Genomic DNA, 24915 nt, shown 5'->3' with positions numbered 1-24915 from the left:
AAAAATGAAGGTAACAATTGGCGTTAAGCACGTAAAAGACACTATTAGCTTTGAAAGTGATCAAAGCGAGCAAGATATACAAAACATTATTGAAAGCGCTATTAAAGACGCAAAAGCGATTAATCTTACAGATAAAAACAATCGAAAAATTTTTATTATGGCAGACTCTTTTGCATATGCAATTATAGGAGATACGCCAACTCATACTGTTGGTTTTAACGCGTTTTAACGCTACTAGAACACTACTAGAACACTTAACACGTTTATAACGTTTTAACAGCGCAATTTTAATTCATCTGGTAATTTAGGATTTTAGAAACAACATTGCAACTTGTTGTTTCTTCTCCGATTTTATTTGGCTTGCCACTTCCATGCCAATCGGAGCCACCAGTAACAAGCAAATTCAAGTCTTTTGCTAACTCCAATAGTCTTTGTTTTTGCGTTAAAGAGTTTCCACGATGATATACTTCTAATCCATTAAGGCCAACACTTGCATAGTGTTCTATTTGAGAGTCCGAAAGAATAACAAGATTCCTGCTATAATCCGCAGGATGTGCAATAACGCTTACTCCCCCAGCGTGTTTAATAACCTTTATTACTTCTTCAACACTTGGAGATGGCGTTGGAATGTAGTATGGACCGCGTGGAGCAACAGGACCCGCAAAAGCTTGCGACCTTGTTTCAAAAACGCCTGCAGCAACAAGAGCGTCTGCAATATGCGGGCGACCAATCGTAGTTAAATCGCCCTTCCCAGCCTGAGCAATAACACTTTCCCAAGTAATTGGAAAATCGGCAGACATAAGTTCAACCATTTTGCGCGTGCGTTCCAATCGGCGTTTTCTTGTAGTTGCAAACATTTCATTAATACACTCGTCGTTTGGATTGTAGTTATAGGCAAGCACGTGAACCGATATATTTCCCTCTACAGCTGTTATCTCTGATCCAAAAATAACTGGAAAATCAGCGTTTTTAGCAGCTTCTTCAAAATCATGCCAACCAGCAGTAGTATCGTGATCGCTAATAGCAACTCCACTAAGACCAAGATTTTTAGCTTCATCTACTAATTCTTTTGGAGTTTTAGTGCCATCGGAATATAAAGTATGACAATGCAAATCCCATCCTAAATCTTGCGATTTAGAATCCAAATTAAAGTCGTTATTCGCACTACTACCTATTACAGTCATATAATTATCGTAAACTGTGGCATGTAACGTTTTAAGTCTAAACAATATCTAAATACATTAGCGCTTTGAGGAGTGTTTATGAGTAGCCACAATAATCACATGAATTCTTGGCGACATTCTGCTGCTTGGGTTTACATGATTATGCTTATTTCATCCGCAATTGCACTTTTAACATCGCTAATACTTTCTTCCGAAACTTTAGCTCTTGCACGCGCACCGCATAAAGCGCTTGGATGCGACGTAAACACCGTTGTTTCATGCTCTAAAGTGGCTCAATCTTGGCAGGCGGAATTTATACGATTTGGCGAATTAAGCTTCCCTAACGCCTTCTTTGGAATTGCAGCAGAAAGCGTATTTGTAACTCTTGCTGTAATTGGAATAGCAAAAGTAAAACTTCCAAAATGGCTGGCAATATTTAGCTGGATAGGCGGATTATGCGCGCTCTTGTACGCGTATTGGCTGTTTACGCAATCTATGTTTGTTATACAAATTCTTTGCCCATGGTGCCTTGTTTTAATGTTTTGCACAACTTTGCAATTTATGTCGCTTAGTCACGCAACGTTTAGTGTACAAGAGATTGGATTAAAAAATAAAGTTTTAAGCACTTACTACCGTATAAATTACGATTTAATCGTAGATTTGCTTTGGATTTTTGCTCTTGTATTGCTTATTTTAGGCAAATACGGAAATGCTATATTTTCATAAGTCGCGAGTAAAGTCGCATTTTAAGCTACAATCAGAAATCACCATTAAGTAACGATTGCGATAGCTTAGCAATACGATTACTTGAATCGGAGTTAGTAAGCAGAACGCTTCCACTATTTTCGCTTGGCGCAAGCAGATCCTTAGATTCTAAAACGCTTTTAAGATGATGAATAGTGCCATCATTACCGTCTACAATATTCACGCAATCAGGCAAAAACTCACGGAAGTAGTTTTTATAAAACACAAAATGAGTGCATCCTAAAACAACTGAATCAATATTCGTTAAATCGTAAGAATCAAAATACTTGTGCAAAGCGCTCATAACAATATTTTTATTGCCTAAATCGCCATTTTCCACAATTTCTACCAAATCTGGGCAAGGTTTAGAAAAAATCTTGTGATTTTGCGTAAAACGATTCATAAGTTCTGCAAACTTGCGCTCTCTAAGCGTTAAAGGCGTAGCTGCAACGATTACGCGCTGAGGCTTGCCGCCACCCAAATCGCAAGCAAGCTTAAGAGCAGGCTCCATGCCAATAATCGGCATATTGTAATGCGCACGCAAATCTTTAACAGCAGCAGAAGTGGCAGTATTGCAAGCAATTACAATAGCTTTAACATTAAGACTTGCAAAATGCTCAACAATCTTAAAACTAAGATCTCGCACTTCTTGAGGAGTTTTTATGCCATAAGGCGCGTTTGCAGAATCGCCAAAATAAACAATGCTCTCATTAGGCATAGCTGCGCTAAGTTGACGAACTACAGAAATACCGCCAAGTCCTGAGTCAAACACACCAATCGGAGCGCATGAAGTCATAAAAACCTCCTAATAGACTCTTATCATGTTACTTTTTAGCACAAACATAAGCTTTACAAAACAGCATCAATAAGGCTTTGCCTGTAGGAATTCTTAGGGAAACGCAAAACGTCTTTAACGCTTCCCTGCTCAACAATTCTTCCGCCTTTTATAATACTAACTTGGCTAGCAATGCGACTAACTAAAGAGAATCGTTAGGCATAATCAGTAAGCATAATCAGTAAGCATATTAAATCAAACTAAACCAAGCACAAGCAGTGGTAGAGATAAACCTACGAACAACAAGTATCACTGGTTTACCAATGCCACTGCAAAGCACTATATATGGAGCGTCCCCACTAAGACGATAGCGTATTTATGAACAAAAGTGTTGCATATTTTTTTATAAAACTAACAAATACAAACATGAGTAAATTTGTACTGTTGTTATAACAAATCTATAGGAAGGTGTGGAAATCGGAGTGTCGCATTGCTCAAAGTGGAAAGCTAATACGCTTTCCACGCAAGCGCGACCCCGATTTCGCCTACACTTAGGCGAAATCCGAAGACCAACAAGGCGCACATAACAAAGCAACTTGATGCGATAGCGCTTGCTTCTATAAATAGCCTTTAACCACAATGCATAAAAAATCTAGGAAAGCTAACTTAAATCACTTACGATACCTAATACAAAACAACAATCATTAAAAATAGTTTCAATTGATGCTATTTTACGTTAAACTAAACGATAGAAGGTGAGTATGAATTTTGAGTACGATCCTGCAAAAAGCTTAAAAAATTTTGCTAAACATGGTATCAGTTTCAAAAAAGCCCAATTACTTTGGGAGAATACGACAATTACATTAGAATCCAAAAATTCAGGAAACGACAACTCTCGCTACTTAGTTTTTGGAAAAATAAACAATAAACATTGGACGGCAATAATAACAAAAAGAAATAATCGAATTCGTATTATTTCTGTAAGAAGATCGCGTAAAAATGAGGAGCAATATTATGAAGAGCACTACAACGAGTAAGGAAATAAGTGGCAAAGAACTCGATAAAAAATTCGATAACGGTGAAGACGTACTTGAGTACTTTGATTTGGAGCATCCAATTATAGAGAACCACTCAAATGAACAAAAGCACGTCACTTTTATTATGCCTGAATGGATATTGAGAATAATGAGATTATTTAGAGTAGCTACAACTCGGTAGTCAAATAAAGAAATAAAACTAGAAATAAAACAAAACGTGCCGACGTATTGAATTGTACAACGGCACGTTTTTTGTTTAATTAATTAGCTGTTAGCTGTGTTTTACGCACGCTTAACAGTTACGCTAAGCTCAGTTGCGCTAGAATCAGCCTCAGTAACTTCTAAGCTTGTAGCAAGAGTTTCGTTAGCAATCAAATCACGGAACTGCTCAACTTTAGCAACGTCCGCGCTAGGCACGCTCAAAGTCAAAGCGATTCGGTCGCTAATATCCAAACCGTTCTCCTTACGCGCATCCTGAACAGCGCGAATAGCATCGCGAGCGTAACCTTCAGCAAGCAAATCGCTAGTCAAAGCAGTGTCAAGCATAACGAAACCGCCAGTTGGCATTGCAGCAGAAGCCGTATTCGCAGCCGCTTGAGCATCCGAAGACTCAACGCGATTCACAAGCTCATATTCGCCCTCAACAAGCGCAACTTCGCCGTTTGGAGTGTTAACAACAGGAGCACCAGACTCGTCAACTCGCCAATCGCCACTCTTAGAAGACTTAATAGCAAACTGCACTTGCTTACCCAAACGAGGACCAGCCGCGCGCGCGTTCACCTTAAGCTCGTGAACAATCTTCAAACCATGACTGCTAGCGTCTTCCAAAGTGCAGAATGTAACATTCTTCACGTTAAGCTCGCGCTCAAGAACCTGCTCGTAAGACTCTACAGCAGCAGTATTTTCTGCAACAACCGTCAAGTTTGCCAACGGCTGGCGCACACGCAACTGTTCCGCCTTACGCAACGAAAGAGTAGAAGACACAACCTCGCGAACCTTATCCATAGCAGCAACCAAAGCATCGTCGTGCGCAAGAACCGCTCCAAGCTCAGTCACTTCGCCAGCCTTAGGGTTTTTCTCTCCATCCGAAAGCATTTGCGGTTCAACCAAATAAGGCCAATCAGCCAAATGCACGGATTCGCCGCCAGTAAGACCACGCCACACAGCTTCTGCTTCCATAGGAGCAAGAGGAGCAATCGTGCGCATAAACACTTCCAACACAGTGTAAAGCGTGTTGAAAGCAGTCTCGTCTTCATTCCAGAATCGGTCGCGGCTGCCGCGAATATACCAATTCGTAAGCACGTCAATAAAATCGCTAACTGCCGCGCAAGCATCGCTAATCGCAAACTCGTTCAAGCACTTTTCTACGCGCTCAACAAGCAAACGCGTACGAGCAAGCAAGTAGCGATCCATGTTGCAAAGTCCTGCAACCTCATCCGCACGAAGCCTGCGAGCATCGTAACCCTTACCACCGTTTGCAGCGTTCGCATACAAAGTGAAGAAGTAATACGAGCTCCAAACTGGAAGCATAACTTGACGAACCGTATCCCTAATGCCGTCTGCAGTAACAATCAAATTGCCACCGCGCAAAATTGGCGAAGACATAAGGAACCAGCGCATAGCATCTGAACCGTACTCGTTGAAAACACCATTAACATCCGGGTAATTGCGCAAATGCTTACTCATCTTCTGACCGTCGGAACCAAGCACAATGCCGTGGCAAATCACGTTCTTAAAAGCTGGACGGTCGAATAGAGCCGTGGCCATAATGTGAAGCGTGTAGAACCAGCCGCGAGTCTGACCAATATATTCAACGATGTAATCACATGGGAAGTGCTCTTCGAAGAAGTCCTTATTTTCAAACGGATAATGGAACTGTGCAAAAGGCATAGAACCAGACTCAAACCAGCAGTCGAGAACATCCGTAATGCGGTGCATTTGCGACTTTCCAGTAGGATCATCTGGGTTCGGTCGAGTGAGGCGGTCGATATATGGGCGGTGCATATTCACATTGCCATCGTCATCACGAGGATAGTCGCCAAAATCAGCCTTAAGCTCATCCAAGGAGCCATAAACGTCTACGCGAGGATACTTTGGATCATCGCTCACCCACACTGGAATTGGCGAACCCCAGAAGCGATTACGGCTAATAGACCAATCGCGAGCGTTAGAAAGCCACTTACCAAACTGGCCATCCTTAACGTTTCCAGGAATCCAATTAATCTGCTGATTAAGCTCAAGCAAACGCTTCTTAATCTTTGTAACAGACACAAACCAGCTAGAAACAGGCTTATAAATAAGCGGAGTTGCGCAACGCCAGCAATGAGGATAGCTGTGCACGTAGCTTTTTTCTTGGAATAGCAACGCGCGCTGATCTTCCGGCATTTGAGCAAGCGGACCGTCTCCTGCACGCAAGTTGCGCAAAATTGGCAAGTTCGCGTCGAAAACGTACAAGCCTTCGTAATCTAGGCAGTCGCTTGTAAACTTGCATCCAGCATCGAGCACATCAACGCTGCGAATCTCGTGCGCGTTAAGCGTGTTCATATCGTCCTCGCCGTAAGGAGCCTGGTGAACAAGACCAGTACCCTCAGCGGTATCAACATAATCTGCTGTGAAAATCGTAAAAGCGTTAGGACCAGGAGTGCCACCCTCTGCGAGCGCAGATTCGCTTGCAAAGTATGGGAACACTGGGTAGTAGCGCCAGCCAGCCATCTCAGAGCCTTTAAGTTCGCGCACAACTTCGTAATTTTCGCCAAGTTCCTTAGTGTAGGAACCAAGCAAAGGCTTACCAATGTAGAACTTTTTGCCTGCGAACTTGCCTTCAGTTGGACGAACTTCCACGTAATCGATATCTGCGCCGACTACGATTGCGAAGTTTGTTGGAACTGTCCAAGGAGTGGTTGTCCAAAATACTGCGTAAGCGTCGTCTTCGTCGCACAGCTTAACAGCAACGGAAACTGTGGTATCCTGGCGATTCTGATACACATCCGCATCCATGCGAAGCTCGTGTGCACTAAGTGGAGTCTGGTCCTTCGGGCAGTACGGAAGCACGCGGTAGCCCTTATAAGCTAAGCCCTTATCGTAAAGCTGCTTAAATGCCCACATTACGGATTCCATGTATGGAATGTTCAGCGTCTTGTAGCCGCGCTCAAAATCAACCCAGCGCGCTTGACGATGCACGTAATTTTGCCACTCGTTTGTGTACTTCAAAACACTGGCGCGGCAAGCATCGTTGAACTTTGCGATGCCCATTTTTTCGATTTGATCAACAGACTCGATTCCGAGCTCTTTCTGCGCTTCCAACTCTGCAGGAAGACCGTGAGTATCCCAACCAAAAACGCGGTTTACTTTGCGTCCGCGCATAGTCTGATAGCGCGGAACCACGTCTTTTGCGTAGCCTGTTAGCAAGTGACCGTAGTGAGGAAGACCGTTTGCAAATGGAGGGCCATCAAAGAACACGAACTCGTTTTGGCTACCTTTGCCAGACGGGCGGTATTCGATTGACTTGCGGAAAGTGTTATTTGCATCCCAGTATTGAAGGACGGATTCTTCAAGCTTTGGGAAAGAAGGATTTGGTGCAACTTGCGCGGCGGCGTTTTCTTGCGTTGATGCTGAAACACTTACCTTCGGATATACGTTATTTGCGCATGACTTTTCGGACGCGTTTGCTGCTGGATTAGTGGATTCGCTCACTGTGCTCTCCTCGCTCAACAGGGTGAATATTTCCCTGCGAGGACGACAGTTATTGCCGCGGTACCACCTCGCTTGCTGCAAAATGCTTATGCAACGTTTGCAGCCTCTCGTGTTTGGCTATACGGGCCAACCCCGTCGGTTCTAATAGGCGAGAACCTTACGAATCCTCGCCGTTCTTCCGAAAACTCCCCGCCGATAACGGATCATCGCTTAAGTTAGAAACAATCTAACACTATCCCCTAACATTGGGAAAAGTGCCCCGAATCAGAATCGAACTGACGACACCCACTTTAGGAGAGTGGTGCTCTATCCACTGAGCTACCGAGGCAACAAATGGCAATTATACACTATAGCGTGGTTTACACGCTATAACATGCTCAAGATTCAAGATTTGATTGCGTTCCAGCCGTCGCAGCTGTAGCCGACTGCTCTGCCTGAGCCGCATCAAGCTTAGCGCGAACCGATGCAAGCAAGCCCTGCGCACGCTTTGCTAGCGCTTCTCCAAGCTCCCATTGATGCATAGACTGATCCAAAGTCAAACCGCCAGCCTCAAGCGCTTTAACAGCTTGCACAAGCTTTTCGCGCGCTTCTTCGTAAGGCATTGCGTTAATCGCAGCTCGCTCTTCACTGCTAAGCGTGCTAATCGCGTCAGCTTTTGCACTTGCGTCTTTTATTTCGTCACTCATAATCATCCTTTTCTAATATTTTATTTAAGATTTTTATTTAAGATTTTGCTTTTTAGTTTTATAACTTTACGACTTTACAGCTTTACAGCTTTACGACTTTTCTACAGATGTAACATTAGCCGTAATCAAGCCACTTTTAAGAGTGACTGTTATATCATCGCCAGTTTTTACACGACTAGAATCGTCAAGCACTTTCCCACCGCTAATCTGCACAACCGCGTAACCGCGATTAAGCGTTGATTGCGGACTGAGAGCCGTAATGCTGGCATGCGCCTTTTCAACAGTCAAACTAGCGTCGTCAAGCAGCCGCACCAAACCATGCCTCATGCGTTCAACCGCCTGCTGCACAAACAACTCATGAGGCTCCAACATAGTAGTTGGCTGAGTAATGCTTGGCCTATTTGCGTATCCCTCAATAAGCTGAATCTCGTTGCTAACTCGCGCAGAAATCCTCATGCGCGCATGTTGTAAAGCGTTATCAATCAACTGCCATTGCTCGTTAACATCTGGAACAACGCGCTTTGCTGCATCTGTAGGCGTAGAGGCGCGCATATCTGCTGCCAAATCAATCAGCGTCCAATCATCTTCGTGACCAATCGCAGAAACAATCGGAGTTACGCAAGCAGCCGTAGCGCGAACCACGCCCTCGTCCGAAAATCCAATCAAATCTTCAAAACTACCGCCACCGCGCGCAACAATAATCACATCAACCTCTGGATCGGCGTCTAGCTGCTTAATTGCCGCAATAACGTCTGATGGGCATTGCACACCCTGAACATGCGCGTGAACCACCTTAAAACGCGTTACAGGCCAGCGCAAATTCACGTTTGTAATAACATCGCCCTCGGCTCGAGCTTGAGGCGCGCACACTAGCCCAATGCACTTTGGAAACTCAGGAAGCGGCACTTTATTTTCCGCGTCGAACAAGCCTTCGCCTTTAAGCTTTTTGCGCAACTCGTCTATTTGCGCTTTTAAGTCGCCAGCGCCAACACGTCTAATTTCGTCTGCAACAAAGCTCAATCGTGTTGCTTTTACCCAAATATCTGCCTTGCCGTGAACAACTACCCTATCGCCTTGATGCAAATCTTTAGCCTGCTGAACGAATTTGCTAAAGCCCATTATGGAGATTGAAACGTCTTCGTTGCTATCTCTAAGCGTTATGTAGCCAGACGTAGACCTTCGCATGTTGATTTCAACAATCTGACCTTCTACCCAAGCTGCAGGCCACTTTTCTACAGCACCATGGAACTTTTGGCTTATAACGCTTACTGGCCAAGGATTTTCAGCACTTGTTTCGCTTGCATGCAAAGGTAAAGACATATACCAAGTTTCTTTTAGAAGATGGACAACAAGAATTTAGAAGATACACAAAATACGACACGCCGTAACTTGCAAATAAATCGATTCTGAGTATAGTTATTACTCGGCTCAAGAAAAAAGCCAACGCCCCTTTAGCTCAGTTGGCTAGAGCAGCTGACTCTTAATCAGCGTGTCCAGGGTTCGAATCCCTGAGGGGGCACAAACAAAAACCCAAGCTTTGCGGCTTGGGTTTTTTCGTATTTAGATTTTTAATTACACAAATATGATTCATATATGATTTCTTCCAGTATTCCAACAAAAATCTGAATATTAGAGACGCTTTTCTACATTTGCACAATAACGCTTAAAACAAAAAAATAAACATTTTGCGATGATTATAAAAAGATAAAATTCAAAGAACACAAAACGACACACAAAACGACACACAACGAGCTATGTGCAATTCTTCAATCGAAAATACAAAAAGACCCCACGAGTTTCCTCATGGGGTCTTTTCTAAGCCTTAGCTAATATCTTCAGATTAGAAAATCAGAAAATACTAGGCAAGAATCTTGGTCACACGACCAGAACCAACGGTACGGCCACCTTCACGAACTGCGAAGGTCAAGCCCTCTTCCATTGCGATAGCCTGGATCAACTCAACAGTGAAGGTTGCGTGATCGCCTGGCTGAACCATTTCGATGCCGTCTGGCAAGGTGATAACGCCAGTAACATCGGTGGTGCGGAAGTAGAACTGTGGACGGTAGTTGGAGAAGAATGGCGAGTGACGGCCACCTTCGTCCTTGGTCAAGACGTAAACTTCGCCTTCGAACTTGGTGTGTGGAGTCACAGAACCTGGAGCAGCCACAACCTGACCACGCTCAACGTCGGTACGGTTGATACCACGGAGAAGAAGACCAGTGTTATCACCAGCCTCGGCCTCATCCATCTGCTTGTGGAAGGTCTCGATAGAGGTGACGGTGGTGGTCTGGGTATCGCGCAAACCAACGATCTCAACTGGGGTGTTGATTGGGAGCTTACCACGCTCAACACGGCCAGTAACAACGGTACCACGACCGGAGATGGTGAACACATCTTCGATTGGCATCAAGAATGGCTTGTCAAGATCGTGAGTTGGGGTTGGGATGTACTCGTCAACAGCCTTCATGAGTTCCTTGACGGTCTCTACCCACTTGTCGTGGTCTGGAGCGTCATCATGCAAAGCGCCGTAAGCGGAAGTACGGATGACTGGGCAATCGCGATCGAAGCCGTTTTCGTCGAGGAGGTCACGAACCTCTTCTTCAACGAGGTCGATAAGCTCTTCGTCGTCAACCATATCGCACTTGTTCAAAGCAACAAGAATTTTTGGAACGCCGACCTGCTTAGCAAGCAAGACGTGTTCACGGGTCTGAGCCATTGGGCCGTCGGTAGCAGCAACCACGAGGATTGCGCCATCCATCTGAGCGGCACCAGTGATCATGTTCTTAACGTAATCAGCGTGGCCTGGAGCGTCCACGTGAGCATAGTGGCGTGCAGCCGTCTGATACTCGATGTGGGCGATGTTAATGGTAATGCCGCGCTCCTTCTCTTCTGGAGCGGCGTCGATCTGATCGAAGTCATACTGAGGGTTCAGATCTGGATATTCGCCATGAAGCACCTTAGAAATAGCCGCGGTCAAGGTAGTCTTACCGTGATCAACGTGACCAATGGTACCAATGTTAACATGCGGCTTAGTACGCTCGTACTTTTCCTTTGCCATGTGTTTGTCCTCCTGGACGTCTCGTAGTTTGCTTCACAATCTTATGTGAAGCCTCTAGCTACATATTTACTGGGTTTCTGGGTTAGGTGCCACTTCGGTGCCAGAACCCAGTCAACGTACGAAATTCTAGCGTTGACTAGGGACACAAAACACCGAAGTAGCGTGCGCTTTTACTCGCCGCGCTGGGCTTTAATAATCTCGTCCGAAACGGCCTTTGGAACTTCCGCGTAAGAGTCCATTTGCATGGTGAACATTGCGCGTCCCTGAGTCTTGGAACGAAGATCACCAATGTAACCGAACATCTCACTCAGTGGAACCTTAGCGTCAATAACCTTAACGCCAGTGGCGTCGGTCATAGACTGAATGTTTCCACGACGGGAGTTCAAATCGCCCATAACGTCGCCCATGTACTCTTCTGGAGTACGAACTTCCACGGCCATAATTGGCTCGAGGATTACTGGGTGAGCCTTAGGAGCAGCTTCCTTGAAGCACATGGAACCTGCAATCTTGAAGGCCATTTCCGAAGAATCAACGTCGTGAGTCTGACCGTCGGTAACGGTTGCCTTAACGCCAACCACTGGGAAGCCTGCCAAAACGCCAGATTCCATAGCTTCCTGCACGCCTGCGTCGATGGAAGGAATGAATTCCTTAGTAATGTGGCCACCAGTGACCTCGTTAACAAACTGATAGACTTCGCCAGATTCTGGATCGATTGGCTCGAAGTTCATCAAAACCTTTGCGAACTGACCAGAACCACCGGTCTGCTTCTTGTGGGTGTATTCCTGGTTCATAACAGCCTTGCGAATAGTTTCGCGATAAGCAACCTGTGGCTTACCAACATTCGCTTCAACTTTGAACTCGCGGCGCATACGATCCACAATAATGTCGAGCTGAAGCTCGCCCATACCAGAAATCAAAGTCTGACCAGACTCTTCATCGGTCTTAACCTGGAAGGTAGGATCCTCGTCGGAAAGCTTAGCCAAAGCCAAGCTCATCTTTTCCTGATCTGCCTTCGTCTTTGGCTCCACAGCAACCTCGATAACAGGATCTGGGAATGTCATGGATTCCAAAGAAATTGGGCTCTTTTCGTCGCACAAGGTATCGCCCGTGCTGACGTTCTTCAAACCAACAAAGGTGTAAATGTTTCCAGCTTCTGCAGAATCTACAGGATTTTCCTTATCTGCGTGCATCTGGAAGATCTTACCAACGCGTTCCTTCTTGGACTTAGTGGAATCGTACACGGAATCGCCTGGCTTAACTTCGCCAGAGTACACGCGCACGAACACAAGCTTGCCATAGAATGGATGAGTGGAGATCTTAAAGACCAATGCAGCAAATGGATCTGTATTTACTGGCTTACGATCAATCTCAACGGATTCGTCGCTTGGATCAAAGCCCTTAATAGATGGAACATCTTCTGGGCTTGGAAGGAAGTCAACAACAGCATCCAGCATTGGCTGAACGCCCTTATCCTTAAATGCAGAACCGCAAGTTACTGGGAAGGCTTCACGAGCAATAGTAAGCTTGCGAATACCCATGCGAATCTCTTCTTCGGAAAGCTCTCCCGATTCAAGATACTTCTCAAGCAACTCTTCGTCGGCTTCTGCAACCTGATCCATAAGCTCGGCACGATATTCTTCTGCACGCTCTTGCAAGTCGGCAGGAATGTCAACGGTGTCGTAGTGGGCACCCATATCGTCCTTAACGTCATTCCAAACGTAAGCCTTCATACGAATCAAGTCAACAACACCAAGGAAGTCGTTTTCAGCGCCGATTGGAAGCTGAATAACGAGTGGCTTAGCGCCAAGCTTTTCCTTAATGGTCTTAACAGAATAGTAGAAGTCTGCGCCCAACTTATCCATCTTGTTGATGAAGCAAATACGTGGAACGCTATACTTATCTGCCTGACGCCAAACGGTTTCGGACTGAGGCTCCACGCCTTCCTTACCGTCGAACACTGCAACAGCACCGTCGAGAACACGCAAAGAACGCTCTACCTCGGCGGTAAAGTCAACGTGGCCTGGTGTATCGATGATGTTGATTTGATAGCGGTCATCAACGTCATGGGTTTGACGCTTCCAGAAGCAAGTGGTTGCAGCAGACTGAATAGTAATACCGCGTTCCTGCTCCTGCGCCATAAAGTCCATGGTAGAAGCGCCATCGTGAGTTTCACCGATCTTGTAATTCTTACCAGTGTAGTAAAGAATACGCTCGGTGGTAGTAGTCTTACCAGCATCGATGTGCGCCATGATGCCGATGTTACGAACCATATTCAGGTCGTTAAGCACATCTTGTGCCATATTATTATCCTTAGCTCTTTAAGATACCGATTATCTTGTGGATTACCAGCGATAGTGAGCAAAAGCCTTGTTTGCTTCTGCCATCTTGTGGGTATCCTCGCGGCGCTTTACAGAAGCACCCAAGCCATTGGAGGCATCGAGAATTTCGTTAGCTAAACGCTCAGCCATAGTCTTCTCACGACGAACGCGAGAGAAGTCGGTAAGCCAGCGCAACGACAAGGTGTTTGCACGAGCAGGCTTAACTTCGACTGGAACCTGGTAGGTTGCGCCACCAACGCGGCGGGAACGAACCTCGAGGCTTGGACGAATGTTATCGAGAGCGCGCTTCAAAACAGAAACTGGCTCCTGCTCGGTCTTTGCCTTCACCTGCTCAAGAGCGGTGTAGACGATGTTTTCTGCGATGGACTTCTTGCCATCGAGAAGAATTTTGTTAATCAACTGAGCCACGACGGTCGAGCCGTAGATTGGATCAGGAAGCAGCTGATGCTTTTTTGCAGGTCCTTTACGTGACATGTTTTACTTCGCCTTCTTTGCTCCATACAGGGAACGACCCTGCTTGCGGTCCTTAACACCCTGGGTATCGAGAGCGCCACGCACGATGTGGTAACGCACACCTGGGAGATCCTTCACACGGCCACCGCGCACAAGCACAATGGAGTGCTCCTGCAAGTTGTGACCTTCGCCTGGAATATAGGCGGTTACTTCAATACCCGAGCTGAGGCGCACACGAGCAACCTTACGAAGCGCAGAGTTTGGCTTCTTAGGAGTGGTTGTGTACACACGAGTGCACACGCCACGACGCAACGGGCTACCTTTCAAGGCCAAAGTCTTTGACTTCTTTGGCTTGGCCTGACGTCCCTTACGGACGAGTTGTTCAATCGTAGGCAACTTAAGTTCTCCGATTCATTAATGTCTTCTATTTGGTGAAACCGCGGCACTGCAGCACACCTTAAACCTGAATCGGTTAAAGAGAAAAGCCACAGTCCACCGGCCCGATGGCCCTTGCGCCTCCAGACGCACATTACTGCGCGCTATCTTTGGCACTTGGGATATCCCAACCAGCACGCCTATTACATAAGGCACGCCGTTGGCACACACAAAGTATTATTATACACATTTGCTTGACAATTAAAAACCATTTAAGCAACTATGCACTGGAGCTGCTTAAGTAGACTACTTAAAACTACTTAAAACTACTTAAAACTACTTAAAACTACTTAAAACTACTTAAAACCGCTTAAACAAGCTACTTAAGCAAGCTACTTAAGAATCGGCCTTGCAGGAGCAGAAACATCCAAAAGCTGACGATTGCTGATTTTACTTGGATCGCTAATAATCGTCTCCACAATCGCCTTTTTAAGCTCCAAATCCGAAGAATCGCCCCAAACAACAATCCTATGAACGTCTCCACTTGGGCCAGGGTAAGAAACTTCTGTTTCAACAGAATCCTGCGTTTTTGCACTAACACGAATAACGTGAGACCTAAAATCTTGAGAAAGCGAGCTTACAATTCTCAACGCTTCCTTAACAGCCCTGCTGTTTAGACTTTTACTAACGTCGCTAACTTCTATAACTGGTATTCCGCTCGTAGAAACGTTTTGAACAGCGTTTAATACTCTACCTTTAACATCTACAGCCGTAAGTTTTTCGCCATCTTTTGCTTTAAGCATTGCAGCAGGCTTTTGCGCATGAACAGTTATTTGCAAACCGTGCGGGAATTGCTTTACAACCTTTGTTTCTGTTACGCCAGGTATGTTGTTTAATTGCTCAATTATTTGCTGAGAAGAAACCAAAAACAGCGACTTATCTACTTGATTAGACGCAATTGACGCGATTTTCTGTTCGCTCACCCATTCGTTAGATCCAAAAATGTGTATATTTTTAGAATCAAGACGGAAGAATGGAGATAAAAATAGCATCCAGCAAAGCAAAGCGATTAGCGCAACAGCAAGAAAAGTGTAAGCAAATCGCAACAAAATGGTACGTATTTTAGCAAAATTCTTTTCTTTTTCGCGAGCGCTAAAATCTATTACTTTAGGTCTAGATGCAATTCCAAGAGGACCCGAGCTAGACTTTAATGTCTGCTTTACAAAATCAACTACGGAAAGCCTTCTTGCATCTACAAAAGCATTTTTAGCAGATTGATTTTCTAATGGGCTACTAGTAGTCACCTTTTTGCTATTAGATAAATCAACCTTAGCTAATCTTGTAGAATCTTGTGAGTTTAGATTAGATTGAATTGACCTTTTATGCGCATCAAGATTAGAAGACTTAGAAAAATTAGAAGACTTAGGGAAATTATCAGTTGTAGCAAAATTATCGGTTGTAGCAAAAGTGGATGTGATAGACCTAGTATGTTTAATAGAGCTAGCAGATTTATTAGGCTTATTAGGCTCGTTAGGCTCGTTGGATTCGTTATTGACGGCAGACTTGCCAAAAATCATTCGACCCATAGCTATCACTCACCTACTTCCGCTTGTATCTATACGCGACTTTACTTGCGACTCTACTTGCTACTTTATTTACTACTATTCTTGCGACTTTACAGTTTGCTTATTATCACTTTTACCGACTATTATTGCCAATTTAGCTTATCGCTTTAATCGCAACTCTTCTAGCATAACAGACGTCATAGTGGTAATACTTCCAGCACCAACCGTAAAAAGTACATCTCCACTATTGGCTCTGCGTGCAAGAAGCAAAGCACCATCCTTCATGTCTTCTACAGCTTCAATATTGCAATTAAGCCCATCTTCTTTAGCTGCGTTAACAATAGTCGAAGCGTGAATATTTGGAAAATCTTCCTGCTTTTCTCGAGCTGGGAAAATGCCAGTGACGATTACGTCATCTGCAAGAGACAAAGCAGAAGCAAATTCGTGCGCAAAAGAGCGCGTTCTAGAAAACAGATGTGGTTGGAAAAGCACGCGAATAATAGAATCTGGGTACCTTCTTCTTGCAGCGCGCAAAAGAGCATCAATCTCTGTAGGATGATGCGCGTAATCGTCTACAACCGTTACTCCACCAACGCATCCACGAATATCAAATCGCCTAGAAGCACCAAGGAAGCTCGAAGCTCCATCTGCTGCATCTTTAGGATTCATGCCCAAAAGTGTTGCTGCAATAATCGCAGCACACGCGTTTCTAGCATTGTGCAATCCTGGAATCATAAGGTTAACGTTTATAGAATCACCGTTAAAGTCAATAACAAACGACTCGCTACCACTACCCGTCTGCTCGCTTTCGTGATTAATAAACGCAAACTTTACAAGGCTTTTTACTCTATTACTTAGGCAAGAAACACTATTCTTGCTACTTGCGTATGCGATTGTTTTTTTAAGAGAGTCATCGCTTAAATCCTCTAGAACAGCGCGAGCGCCATCATCATCTGCACAAATCACAATATATCCAAGAGCGTGGCTTAAATGCTCAACAAACGCTGCGCGATAATTTTGCGCATTTCCATAATGGTCTAGGTGGTCCGCTTCTACGTTTGTAACAATTGCAATATATGGATTGTATTTTTCAAAGCTGCCGTCGGATTCGTCCGCCTCCGCAACCATAACGCTTCCGCAGCCAGCGTGACCTCCGTCTAATTCTCCGCCGCCCTGCGCTTGAATCGAACCGCCAATCGCATAACTCGGGTCTGCTAAATCGCATTTACCGCAAACTTTCAAAATGTGAGCCAAAAGAGAGCTCGTTGTGGTCTTACCATGCGCTCCCGCAACAGTCACACCTTTTTTAGAACTTAAAAGTAAAGATAAAATGTCACTTCTATGAACAAGTTTTACGCCATTTTGTGCAGCAGCCACTACTTCTGGATTATTTGACTTAATCGCGCTAGAGTACACAAGAATATCCGCATTTTTTACGTGACTTGCACTTTGACCAATCTGTACATTTATGCCGAGTTCTTCTAGGCGACTTGTGTGGTCGCTTTCTTTACTATCGCATCCGCTTACGCTAACGCCTTCTTCGTGCAACATCTCTGCTAAAACGCTCATTCCAGCGCCACCAATGCCAATAAAATGCACAGAGCCTAAAGAGCTTACAGTCTGATCTTTACTAAATGCAGCACAAATAGGATTCATATTAATTTCCATGATTATTTTTTGCTTTCTTTTGCAATCTTAAGAATATGCTCTGCCATTACTCTTGCGGCATTGCGAATGCCGTATTTCCAAGCTTTTTCACGCATTTGGCAAAGCTCGTCTGGGTTATTAAGCAATTTCAACACGTTAGCGCGAATCCAATCATCGCTAAAATCACAATCGTTTACAATAATCGCTCCCCCTGCATTTGCAACAGGCTGCGCGTTAAATCGCTGTTCGCCGTTTCCAATTGGAAGCGGCACGTAGATTGCAGGAACGCCAATCGCAGACACTTCTGCAACAGTTCCAGCCCCCGATCGGCAAATAACCAAGTCCGCGCAAGCAAAAGCCCAATCAATTCGCTCTAAATATTCACAAATATGGTAATCACCAAGGCCTGCATGCTCTGGCTTAATGTCGTTTATTTGATTAAGACCAGCCGAGCGCGCAACATTATCTTTAACTTCTTTAGATTTTCCGCTACCCGTAAGATGAATGATTTGCGCGCATTTTAGTAAATCGCCAGCAGCAATAGAAACAGCTTCGTTAATGCTTTTAGCACCTAAAGACCCTCCAGTTACAAGAATAATCGGCCTGCTAGGATCTAGTCCAAGATTTTTAGCGCCTTCAAATCTAGCTAAATCAATGTCTTGAGTAATCTTTGCGCATAAATCGGATATGGATTTTCTAAGAGGAAGACCAACTCTTATAGCTTTGCTATTCGACGCTGCCCTTGCGACTAAACCAGTGCCTTCGTAAACGCACCCAATCATGCTTGCCCAACGCGCACCAAGCTTATTTGCCATTCCAGCGCGCGCATTTTGCTCATGAATCACAATAGGCAAATGCATCTTATGCGCTTGTGCATAAACTGGCGCAGACGCGTAACCGCCAAATCCAACAACAATATTCGCATGCCTTTGCTCAAGAATCTTAGCAACCTTGCGCGTTTCGCGAATCCACTTAAAAGGAAACTTAAGCATGTACAAATTAGGTTTTCTAGGGAATGGAACTTTTTCAATAACGTCTAATGGCAGACCAGACTTAGGAACTAGCGTTTTTTCTAAACCAGCATTAGTGCCAATAACACTGATTTCTACCGACTCATCTAAATCTTTTAATGCATGCGCTACAGAAAGAAGAGGATTAACGTGACCAGCAGTGCCCCCGCCTGCTAGAACAACATGCAAAGAATTGCTATCTTTATATTGATCTTGTGCCAATTCGCCACCTACAATCTGCTTATTTAATAATCCCAATCAGAAATACCAATCAGAAATACCAATCAGAACTAATCTACTTAAAACTTTAATATATGACTTAACAATTAAATATAAATTAAACAAAATTTTTATGAAAAGCGGATTTTTATAATTTTATAATTTTATAATACTTTCCCAATTTTGATTAACACTTGATTTTGATTAACACTTGTTTAGATATTGAGCGTATTAATCACCACTTTGCTGCCGCGATTTTGCACGCTTTAATGACCATTTATTCCCAAATTTTATGTTCGGATTGCTCTTAATAAAACTATCCGCAACACCCATCGCAAGAAGACACATAACAAGAGAAGATCCACCTGCGGAAACAAATGGCATAGGAACGCCCATAACTGGCAAAATCTGCACAACAACCAAAATGTTTATTAGTCCTTGGCCAACAATCCAAGTAGCAATGCTAATAAGAGATATTGAAACAAGCTTATTTGTTGATTGCAAAGCAGAAGTTAGCAAGCACCATCCAATCACAATGTAAAGAAGGATTACGCAAGAAGCAACAATAAAGCCCATCTCTTCGCCAATGATTGCAAAAATAAAATCGTTGTGAGCATACGGCAAATAATTCCACTTTTCTCTAGAATTACCTATGCCAACTCCCATTATTCCACCAGACGCCATTGCGTATTGCGCATGAATCGCCTGAAAACAAACGCCTCTAATCGACTTTGCATCACATCCATGAATCGTAGCAAGAATACGACGCATACGATTTTGGCTAGTAATAACAAGCAATAAAACCGCTGCACAAGCCGTTAAAAGTGCAACAACAAGCCATTTTGTAGGGAATCCTCCCACATAAAATGCCACAACAGCAATAAGCAAAATAATAAGAGCAGTACCAAGATCCTTGCCTGCAACAACTAAAAGAACCGAAACACCCAAAGCTACAACGGTTGGAATATAGGCGCGCATAGCAACACGCTTATAAGCCTTTTTTGCAAGAATAAGTGCCATTGGTAGCCAAATGCATATAGCAAGCTTGGTGATTTCTGCTGGCTGCATTGTAAACGGGCCTATTTTAATCCAGCTTGCATTACCATTAACCTCGTGCCTAATACCTGGTACAAAAGTCAAAAATTGCATAAAAACCGATATTGCGTAAATGGTAATAATCCTGCTTTTATAAAAATCAACAGGAAGATGTGAAAAAATCAAATATCCAACAAGACCAATAACGCAATAAAACAGTTGGCTCATTCCAGAACCCCAAGGGCCAGCTCCGTAGGTAATCATCGTTACCGACGAGCTTGAAAACACCATAAATAAGCCAAAAACGGTTAATATTACAACAGATATTCTTAGTCCAAAAAGACACCACAATGGGTTAAAAATACTGCGAATACCAACGTATTGCTTAAAAGCCTTTGTATTATCACTAAATGTTTCTTGAACACCCGAAATATTAGTAGATGAATCTGCCTTAGTTCCAGAAGATCTGCCACCAAAACCGCCAAAAATGCCAAAACCGTGCTTTTTAAGCTTTTTAGGATTTCTAGAACTTGATGAGCTAGCTTTTTTATTGTTCTCATTCATGGCTCTTAACCCATCGCTCAGATTCTTTAGCAAAACGATTGCCACGATCGGCGTAAGAAACAAATTGATCCATAGAAGCGCATGCTGGCGCTAGAAGAACAACATCTCCAGGTTGCGCGTACCCTCCAGCAGCTTGAACAGCTGTAGAAATAACTTTTTGACCCAAAGTAGAATCCGCGTTAAGAATTGGCGATTCCTCAACCTCTTTAAGAACGCAATCGTCTACAGAATCAAAGGATTTACAACTTTCGCCATTCGCGGAAACTATTGTTACAGGAATACCTTGACCTTTGGAATTAAGCGCTTCTATAATCGGCTTTTGATCTAATCCAATAACAACAACAGCCTTAATAATATTGCGATTTTGATTAACTAAATCTTCAAAATGACCGCCTTTTGCAAGGCCTCCAGCAATCAAAATTACGGATTTTTTGCCAAAACTAGAAATAGAAGCGGCAGCAGCATGAGCGTTAGTAGCTTTTGAATCGTCCACAAAACGAATCGAGTGTTCTGGAAGATTATCTTTAGCTTTTAGAGTTGCAACAGTTTGAATCCTATGCCCTCCTGGAGCAAAGTTGCACAATGCTTTGACTGCATTTTCAACGTCTTGTTTTAAGCCAAGAGTTAAAGCTAGTGCAGTTAGTGCGTCTGCAAGAAGATGAGGATACACGCTTCCATCTGGCTCGCATAAATGTTTTAGTTCTTTTAGCGCTACTATTTTAACTGGCTCGCCAATTTTTGCGCCAGCAACGCCACTTTTGTCTACAATCCAGCCATTTTCAACGCCTATTTCTCCGCATTTTGGAGCGCTGAGCGTAAAACCGATTTTTTTACAACCATCTTTGACTTGTGCATTTTTTGCTAATTCGCTAACTCGTGAATCTTGAGCATTGTACACAAGCGCCTTTCTAACACCATTAAAAACTTTCGACTTATCTTTTGCATAAGCTTCAATGCCGCCGTGCCAATCCAAATGATCAGCCGCAATATTAGTAATAGCAGCGCAATCCAACTCTAAAGAATCAGTAAAATGAAGTTGGAAAGAGCTTAATTCAACACATAACGCATCGTGTTCTTTTTCTAGTGCAGCGTGAGAAACAGACTTGCCAATATTGCCGACTGCAGGAGCATCTAGTCCGCAAGATGTAAGCATCTCGGAAGTCATCTCTGTTGTAGAGGTTTTGCCATTTGTTCCAGTAATTCCAACCCATGCAGCTGGAAGATTGGTTTTAAGCGACTTTACGCGCACAAGCCACGCAAGCTCCACTTCGCTGATGACTGGAATATTGCGCTTTTGAGCCTCTAGAATAAATGGCGTTCTAGGATTAAAAACTGGCGATGTTACAACGGCATCAATCGTGTTCCAATCGATTTTAGAAAAATCGTGGATTTGTGCTTCCGACTTGCGTTCGTCTGCGCTAATCGCATTAACACCAACAGTTTTAAGCACTTCCATAGCTCCTATGCCAGAAACACCTAATCCTGCTACAAGAACGTTATGGAACGGGAATTCATTGTGCAAATATAAATCTTTGTACAAATCATTTGCAACGCTGCTCATATAATCACCTTAAATCACACTAGATTATTTTAGATTACGCTATATAACATTAAATCACGCTAAATCAGGCTAAATCAGGCTAAATCAACAGTCCAGAACGACCTGCCCAATCCGCATAGAACGTCATCAACGCAGACAGAACAAACATAAGCTCAATCATCCAAAAACGAACAACAACTTTGCCTTCTGCCCAACCAACAAGCTCAAAATGATGGTGGATTGGCGCCATTTTGAACACGCGCTTATGCGTCAACTTAAAGCAACCAACCTGAATCACATCACTGCAAGTTTCTGCAACAAAAAGTCCGCCTAAAATAACAGCCAAAAACTCTGTGTGAGTAGCAATGGAGAGCGCAGCAAAAAGGCCACCTAATGCCAAGGAGCCAGTGTCTCCCATAAACACTTGAGCAGGATTTGAGTTGTACCACAAGAATCCAAAGCAAGCAACAGCAGCACAAACAGAAATAATTGTTAAATCAAGCGGATCCGATACAGCATAAGAGAATCCAAAATGACCGCCGCCTTTAACGTGGTAGCTTTCCCAAAAAGCGATAAGCGCATATCCCGCAAAAGCAATCATAGAAGATCCAGCAGCAAGACCGTCTAATCCATCTGTAAGATTTACGGCATTAGACCATGCAGCCATTAAAAAGTTTACCCAAACAATAAAAATTACAATTCCTATTGCTTTGCCAAACATAGAAAAATCAAAGAATGGCTTTTCTATAAAACTCATGCCAGGCTGCGCGCTTGCAATGCCCGACTGAGTTGGAAGCATAAGAGCCAAAAGCGCATAAATGCTTGCAAAAATAATTTGACCAAATAACTTTGCTCGCACAGAAAGGCCAAGATTCTGCTTTTTTCTAACCTTTGCAAAATCATCAACAAAACCTAAAAAGCCCATTGAAAGCATTGCAAAAAGAACAAGAACTGCAGACCAAGAAGGCGTTCTGCCAACAGAAAAATACCTGTATAAAGCAGATGCAGCCCAGCCAACTACAACAGCAAGATTAATAACAACACCGCCCATTGTAGGAGTGCCACGCTTAACTAAATGGGATTGCGGGCCGTCTTGGCGAATGTATTGTCCGTAATTTAATCGGTGTACTAAGCGGATTAAAAGCGGCGTGCCAACAATAGTGACTATTAGCGAAACCACTATTCCCACAATAAGCGCAATCACAGGTTAACCTCCGTATTTTTGTTAAGGCTAGCGTTAAGGCTCTTACTAAGTTTAGCCCAGCTTTCAGCCAAAACGCTCAGCCCCGAAGCATGAGACCCCTTTAACAACACAACAGTACTAGAATGCTCAGCCACAAGACTCCAAACAATATTATTCGCCTCAATACAATCATGTACAAAGTACACGTTGTGTTTAGAATCAACATTGTTATTTTGATACTTATTTACACTGTTATTTCTGTTATTTTGCCAATTATCTCTAGCACCTTTAGCTATGCAAGAAGCTAATTCATCTAATTTTTCATTTGTGGAAGATCCAACGGAAATTATTGCGTCAATATTCTTTTGTGCAACATATTTTCCTATAGACTCATGCATATTATATTCGTCTTTTCCAAGTTCCAACATTGAGCCTAAAACAGCGATTCTAAAAAGTTTAGTGGACGAAGACTTGGCAGAATCGGCGGAGTCTACGGAATCTGCATAATAGTCGGATTCAGAAGAATCAGCAGAATTAGAAGAATCATCGGACTCATAAGAGCATAATCCATCAATTCCTGCTTTCATAGAGTCTGGATTTGCATTAAACGAATCGTCAATAAGTGTAAATTTTTTATCATCTTTGCAAATAACAGAAATTTGCATGCGATGCGGACTAATATGCGAAACTTTATTCAAAACTAGAGCAATGTTTTTAAGACTCATTCCAAAATATCGTGCAACATTTGATGCAGCAAGAGCATTCATAACATTGTGCACGCCAGGAAGCGCAAGATGTATAGTTGCGCTGTTTTCACTATCTTCGCTGTTTTCACTAGTTGCGCTAGTTGCGCTGTTTTCACTTTCGATAATCGTAAATTTTGCACAACCACTTTCGTCTAAAGAAATATTTTGCGCGCGTAATTGATAATTGCCATTATTCGATGCATCAAAATTGCCATTACTATCAACATTTAAGCCAAACCAGCGAACTTTATCTTGGTCAGCCAGCTTGCTCATAGCCGCAACGCGAAAATCATCTGCATTCAAAATTGCAACACCATGAGGCAAAAGTCCCCTAACAATCTCACTCTTAGCTTGCGCAATTTTTTCTACAGATCCAAATTCGCCCAAATGAGCAACACCGACTTTTAACACAACCGATAAATCAGGAGGCGCAATAGTTGTGAGCATTGCGATTTCGCCAACATGATTTGCACCCATTTCTGCAATAAGGAATCGCGTATTCTCGTTTACACGCAAAGACGTTAATGGCAATCCAATCTCGTTATTAAAAGAGCCAACAGGCGCAACAGTATTCCCAAGTGTTGAAAGCAAGGCATTAAGCATATCTTTTGTGGTAGTTTTTCCAACGGAACCAGTTATGCCAATAATGCTAAACGGCGTGTTTAACGCTCGGCGACTAGCTAGATTATGTTTTGCTAAAAGTCCAAGCGCTTCAACCGAATTTTTAACAACGATTTGAGCAATCTTGTTTTGCACACTTTCATCCAACAAAACAGCATGTTCCACAATCGCAGCTTTGGCTCCAAGCTGAGCCGCTTTTTGAACAAAATCGTGTCCATCTACTCGTTCGCCCTTTATAGCAATGAATACCGCTCCGCAAGAAACATTACGCGAATCACTTGTGGCGGAATTAACAATGTCGGTGCTTTTTACCGAACCGCAAGACTCCGAATCGCAAGATGCCGACGAACCACATAAAAGCTCACTTGCATTAACAGCATCTGCTACCTCTTTAATGCTCATAGGCATCATATGAGTGCTATCTTGCGTAAAAACAGTGTTTGTAATTTTATTTTGCATGCT

Annotated in this window: 20 protein-coding genes and 2 tRNA genes; 5 read left to right on the top strand and 17 right to left on the bottom strand. The window is 43.5% G+C overall.

Going from position 1 to position 24915, the window contains the following annotated elements:
* Window positions 1-4: 4 nt before the first annotated feature.
* Window positions 5-229 (top strand): DUF3107 domain-containing protein, encoded by a 225-nt coding sequence (locus AC1EKB_RS00645; RefSeq protein WP_020758939.1) that lies wholly within the window; start codon window positions 5-7, stop codon window positions 227-229.
* A 58-nt stretch (window positions 230-287) separates the two neighbouring features.
* Here the strand turns inward: AC1EKB_RS00645 and AC1EKB_RS00640 are convergent, their stop codons facing one another.
* Window positions 288-1184, bottom strand: a complete 897-nt coding sequence (locus AC1EKB_RS00640) for a PHP domain-containing protein (RefSeq protein ID WP_481248544.1) — start codon at window positions 1182-1184, stop codon at window positions 288-290.
* A 78-nt stretch (window positions 1185-1262) separates the two neighbouring features.
* Here AC1EKB_RS00640 and AC1EKB_RS00635 point away from each other — a divergent pair, with 78 nt between their 5' ends.
* On the top strand, window positions 1263-1889 hold the full coding sequence (locus AC1EKB_RS00635; RefSeq protein ID WP_481248543.1) for a vitamin K epoxide reductase family protein: 627 nt from the start codon (window positions 1263-1265) through the stop codon (window positions 1887-1889).
* 31 nt (window positions 1890-1920) lie between these two features.
* Here the strand turns inward: AC1EKB_RS00635 and murI are convergent, their stop codons facing one another.
* Complete coding sequence (murI, locus tag AC1EKB_RS00630; RefSeq protein WP_415694689.1) at window positions 1921-2703, bottom strand: glutamate racemase; 783 nt, start codon at window positions 2701-2703, stop codon at window positions 1921-1923.
* 740 nt (window positions 2704-3443) lie between these two features.
* Between murI and AC1EKB_RS00625 the strand changes: the two genes are divergently transcribed.
* Together AC1EKB_RS00625 and AC1EKB_RS00620 are read left to right on the top strand one after the other, a co-directional pair.
* On the top strand, window positions 3444-3719 hold the full coding sequence (locus tag AC1EKB_RS00625; RefSeq protein ID WP_415694688.1) for a BrnT family toxin: 276 nt from the start codon (window positions 3444-3446) through the stop codon (window positions 3717-3719).
* On the top strand, window positions 3697-3900 hold the full coding sequence (locus AC1EKB_RS00620) for a hypothetical protein (protein WP_415694687.1): 204 nt from the start codon (window positions 3697-3699) through the stop codon (window positions 3898-3900). The genes AC1EKB_RS00625 and AC1EKB_RS00620 overlap by 23 nt, the downstream gene beginning before the upstream one ends.
* A 101-nt stretch (window positions 3901-4001) precedes the next feature.
* On the opposite strand, the gene ileS is transcribed toward AC1EKB_RS00620, so the two are convergent.
* The 4 genes from ileS to xseA form a co-directional block, all read right to left on the bottom strand.
* Window positions 4002-7412 (bottom strand): mupirocin-resistant isoleucine--tRNA ligase, encoded by a 3411-nt coding sequence (ileS, locus tag AC1EKB_RS00615; RefSeq protein WP_481248542.1) that lies wholly within the window; start codon window positions 7410-7412, stop codon window positions 4002-4004.
* Window positions 7413-7667: 255 nt separating this feature from the next.
* Window positions 7668-7740, bottom strand: a tRNA-Arg gene (locus tag AC1EKB_RS00610).
* Window positions 7741-7789: 49 nt separating this feature from the next.
* On the bottom strand, window positions 7790-8098 hold the full coding sequence (locus AC1EKB_RS00605; protein ID WP_004130399.1) for an exodeoxyribonuclease VII small subunit: 309 nt from the start codon (window positions 8096-8098) through the stop codon (window positions 7790-7792).
* Window positions 8099-8188: 90 nt separating this feature from the next.
* The gene (gene xseA, locus AC1EKB_RS00600; protein ID WP_481248541.1) at window positions 8189-9418 is read right to left on the bottom strand and encodes an exodeoxyribonuclease VII large subunit; all 1230 of its coding nucleotides are present in this window, start codon (window positions 9416-9418) and stop codon (window positions 8189-8191) included.
* A 125-nt stretch (window positions 9419-9543) separates the two neighbouring features.
* On the opposite strand from xseA, the gene AC1EKB_RS00595 reads away from it, so the two are divergent.
* Window positions 9544-9617: transfer RNA gene (locus AC1EKB_RS00595), tRNA-Lys, on the top strand.
* Between the two features lie 339 nt (window positions 9618-9956).
* Here the strand turns inward: AC1EKB_RS00595 and tuf are convergent.
* From tuf to AC1EKB_RS00540, 11 genes are all read right to left on the bottom strand, one after another.
* Window positions 9957-11156: an elongation factor Tu gene (gene tuf / locus AC1EKB_RS00590; RefSeq protein ID WP_004130138.1), complete on the bottom strand. Its 1200-nt coding sequence runs from the start codon at window positions 11154-11156 to the stop codon at window positions 9957-9959.
* 170 nt (window positions 11157-11326) lie between these two features.
* Complete coding sequence (gene fusA / locus AC1EKB_RS00585) at window positions 11327-13456, bottom strand: elongation factor G (RefSeq protein ID WP_481248540.1); 2130 nt, start codon at window positions 13454-13456, stop codon at window positions 11327-11329.
* A gap of 42 nt (window positions 13457-13498) precedes the next feature.
* Complete coding sequence (rpsG, locus tag AC1EKB_RS00580; protein WP_004127577.1) at window positions 13499-13969, bottom strand: 30S ribosomal protein S7; 471 nt, start codon at window positions 13967-13969, stop codon at window positions 13499-13501.
* 3 nt (window positions 13970-13972) lie between these two features.
* Window positions 13973-14344: a 30S ribosomal protein S12 gene (gene rpsL / locus AC1EKB_RS00575; protein WP_003813881.1), complete on the bottom strand. Its 372-nt coding sequence runs from the start codon at window positions 14342-14344 to the stop codon at window positions 13973-13975.
* Between the two features lie 371 nt (window positions 14345-14715).
* Window positions 14716-15909, bottom strand: coding sequence for a cell division protein FtsQ/DivIB (locus tag AC1EKB_RS00570; RefSeq protein WP_481248610.1), 1194 nt, complete (start codon window positions 15907-15909; stop codon window positions 14716-14718).
* Window positions 15910-16047: 138 nt separating this feature from the next.
* On the bottom strand, window positions 16048-17556 hold the full coding sequence (gene murC / locus AC1EKB_RS00565) for a UDP-N-acetylmuramate--L-alanine ligase (protein WP_425663425.1): 1509 nt from the start codon (window positions 17554-17556) through the stop codon (window positions 16048-16050).
* 2 nt (window positions 17557-17558) lie between these two features.
* Window positions 17559-18767: a UDP-N-acetylglucosamine--N-acetylmuramyl-(pentapeptide) pyrophosphoryl-undecaprenol N-acetylglucosamine transferase gene (locus tag AC1EKB_RS00560; protein WP_481248539.1), complete on the bottom strand. Its 1209-nt coding sequence runs from the start codon at window positions 18765-18767 to the stop codon at window positions 17559-17561.
* A gap of 228 nt (window positions 18768-18995) precedes the next feature.
* Window positions 18996-20363 (bottom strand): FtsW/RodA/SpoVE family cell cycle protein, encoded by a 1368-nt coding sequence (locus AC1EKB_RS00555; RefSeq protein WP_481248538.1) that lies wholly within the window; start codon window positions 20361-20363, stop codon window positions 18996-18998.
* Window positions 20356-21924, bottom strand: coding sequence for a UDP-N-acetylmuramoyl-L-alanine--D-glutamate ligase (gene murD / locus AC1EKB_RS00550; RefSeq protein ID WP_481248537.1), 1569 nt, complete (start codon window positions 21922-21924; stop codon window positions 20356-20358). The genes AC1EKB_RS00555 and murD overlap by 8 nt, the downstream gene beginning before the upstream one ends.
* Before the next feature lie 79 nt (window positions 21925-22003).
* Complete coding sequence (mraY, locus tag AC1EKB_RS00545; protein ID WP_018619883.1) at window positions 22004-23107, bottom strand: phospho-N-acetylmuramoyl-pentapeptide-transferase; 1104 nt, start codon at window positions 23105-23107, stop codon at window positions 22004-22006.
* Complete coding sequence (locus AC1EKB_RS00540; RefSeq protein WP_481248609.1) at window positions 23104-24912, bottom strand: UDP-N-acetylmuramoyl-tripeptide--D-alanyl-D-alanine ligase; 1809 nt, start codon at window positions 24910-24912, stop codon at window positions 23104-23106. Before AC1EKB_RS00540 ends, mraY begins: the two co-directional genes overlap by 4 nt.
* Between the last annotated feature and the right edge of the window lie 3 nt (window positions 24913-24915).

The sequence above is a fragment of the Gardnerella sialicivorans subsp. sialicivorans genome, from assembly GCF_056746795.1.
Note: the sequence above shows the minus strand (reverse complement) of the source record. Positions and strands in the feature narration are given on the sequence as shown.

Excerpts from the sequence above, each read along its gene's own strand:
- AC1EKB_RS00645 (WP_020758939.1), top strand. The coding sequence starts at position 5 with ATGAAGGTAACAATTGGCGTTAAGCACGTAAAAGACACTATTAGCTTT.
- AC1EKB_RS00640 (WP_481248544.1), bottom strand. The coding sequence starts at position 1,184 with ATGACTGTAATAGGTAGTAGTGCGAATAACGACTTTAATTTGGATTCT.
- AC1EKB_RS00635 (WP_481248543.1), top strand. The coding sequence starts at position 1,263 with ATGAGTAGCCACAATAATCACATGAATTCTTGGCGACATTCTGCTGCT.
- murI (WP_415694689.1), bottom strand. The coding sequence starts at position 2,703 with ATGACTTCATGCGCTCCGATTGGTGTGTTTGACTCAGGACTTGGCGGT.
- AC1EKB_RS00625 (WP_415694688.1), top strand. The coding sequence starts at position 3,444 with ATGAATTTTGAGTACGATCCTGCAAAAAGCTTAAAAAATTTTGCTAAA.
- AC1EKB_RS00620 (WP_415694687.1), top strand. The coding sequence starts at position 3,697 with ATGAAGAGCACTACAACGAGTAAGGAAATAAGTGGCAAAGAACTCGAT.
- AC1EKB_RS00605 (WP_004130399.1), bottom strand. The coding sequence starts at position 8,098 with ATGAGTGACGAAATAAAAGACGCAAGTGCAAAAGCTGACGCGATTAGC.
- xseA (WP_481248541.1), bottom strand. The coding sequence starts at position 9,418 with ATGTCTTTACCTTTGCATGCAAGCGAAACAAGTGCTGAAAATCCTTGG.
- tuf (WP_004130138.1), bottom strand. The coding sequence starts at position 11,156 with ATGGCAAAGGAAAAGTACGAGCGTACTAAGCCGCATGTTAACATTGGT.
- fusA (WP_481248540.1), bottom strand. The coding sequence starts at position 13,456 with ATGGCACAAGATGTGCTTAACGACCTGAATATGGTTCGTAACATCGGC.
- rpsG (WP_004127577.1), bottom strand. The coding sequence starts at position 13,969 with ATGTCACGTAAAGGACCTGCAAAAAAGCATCAGCTGCTTCCTGATCCA.
- AC1EKB_RS00570 (WP_481248610.1), bottom strand. The coding sequence starts at position 15,909 with ATGGGTCGAATGATTTTTGGCAAGTCTGCCGTCAATAACGAATCCAAC.
- murC (WP_425663425.1), bottom strand. The coding sequence starts at position 17,556 with ATGGAAATTAATATGAATCCTATTTGTGCTGCATTTAGTAAAGATCAG.
- AC1EKB_RS00555 (WP_481248538.1), bottom strand. The coding sequence starts at position 20,363 with ATGAATGAGAACAATAAAAAAGCTAGCTCATCAAGTTCTAGAAATCCT.
- murD (WP_481248537.1), bottom strand. The coding sequence starts at position 21,924 with ATGAGCAGCGTTGCAAATGATTTGTACAAAGATTTATATTTGCACAAT.
- AC1EKB_RS00540 (WP_481248609.1), bottom strand. The coding sequence starts at position 24,912 with ATGCAAAATAAAATTACAAACACTGTTTTTACGCAAGATAGCACTCAT.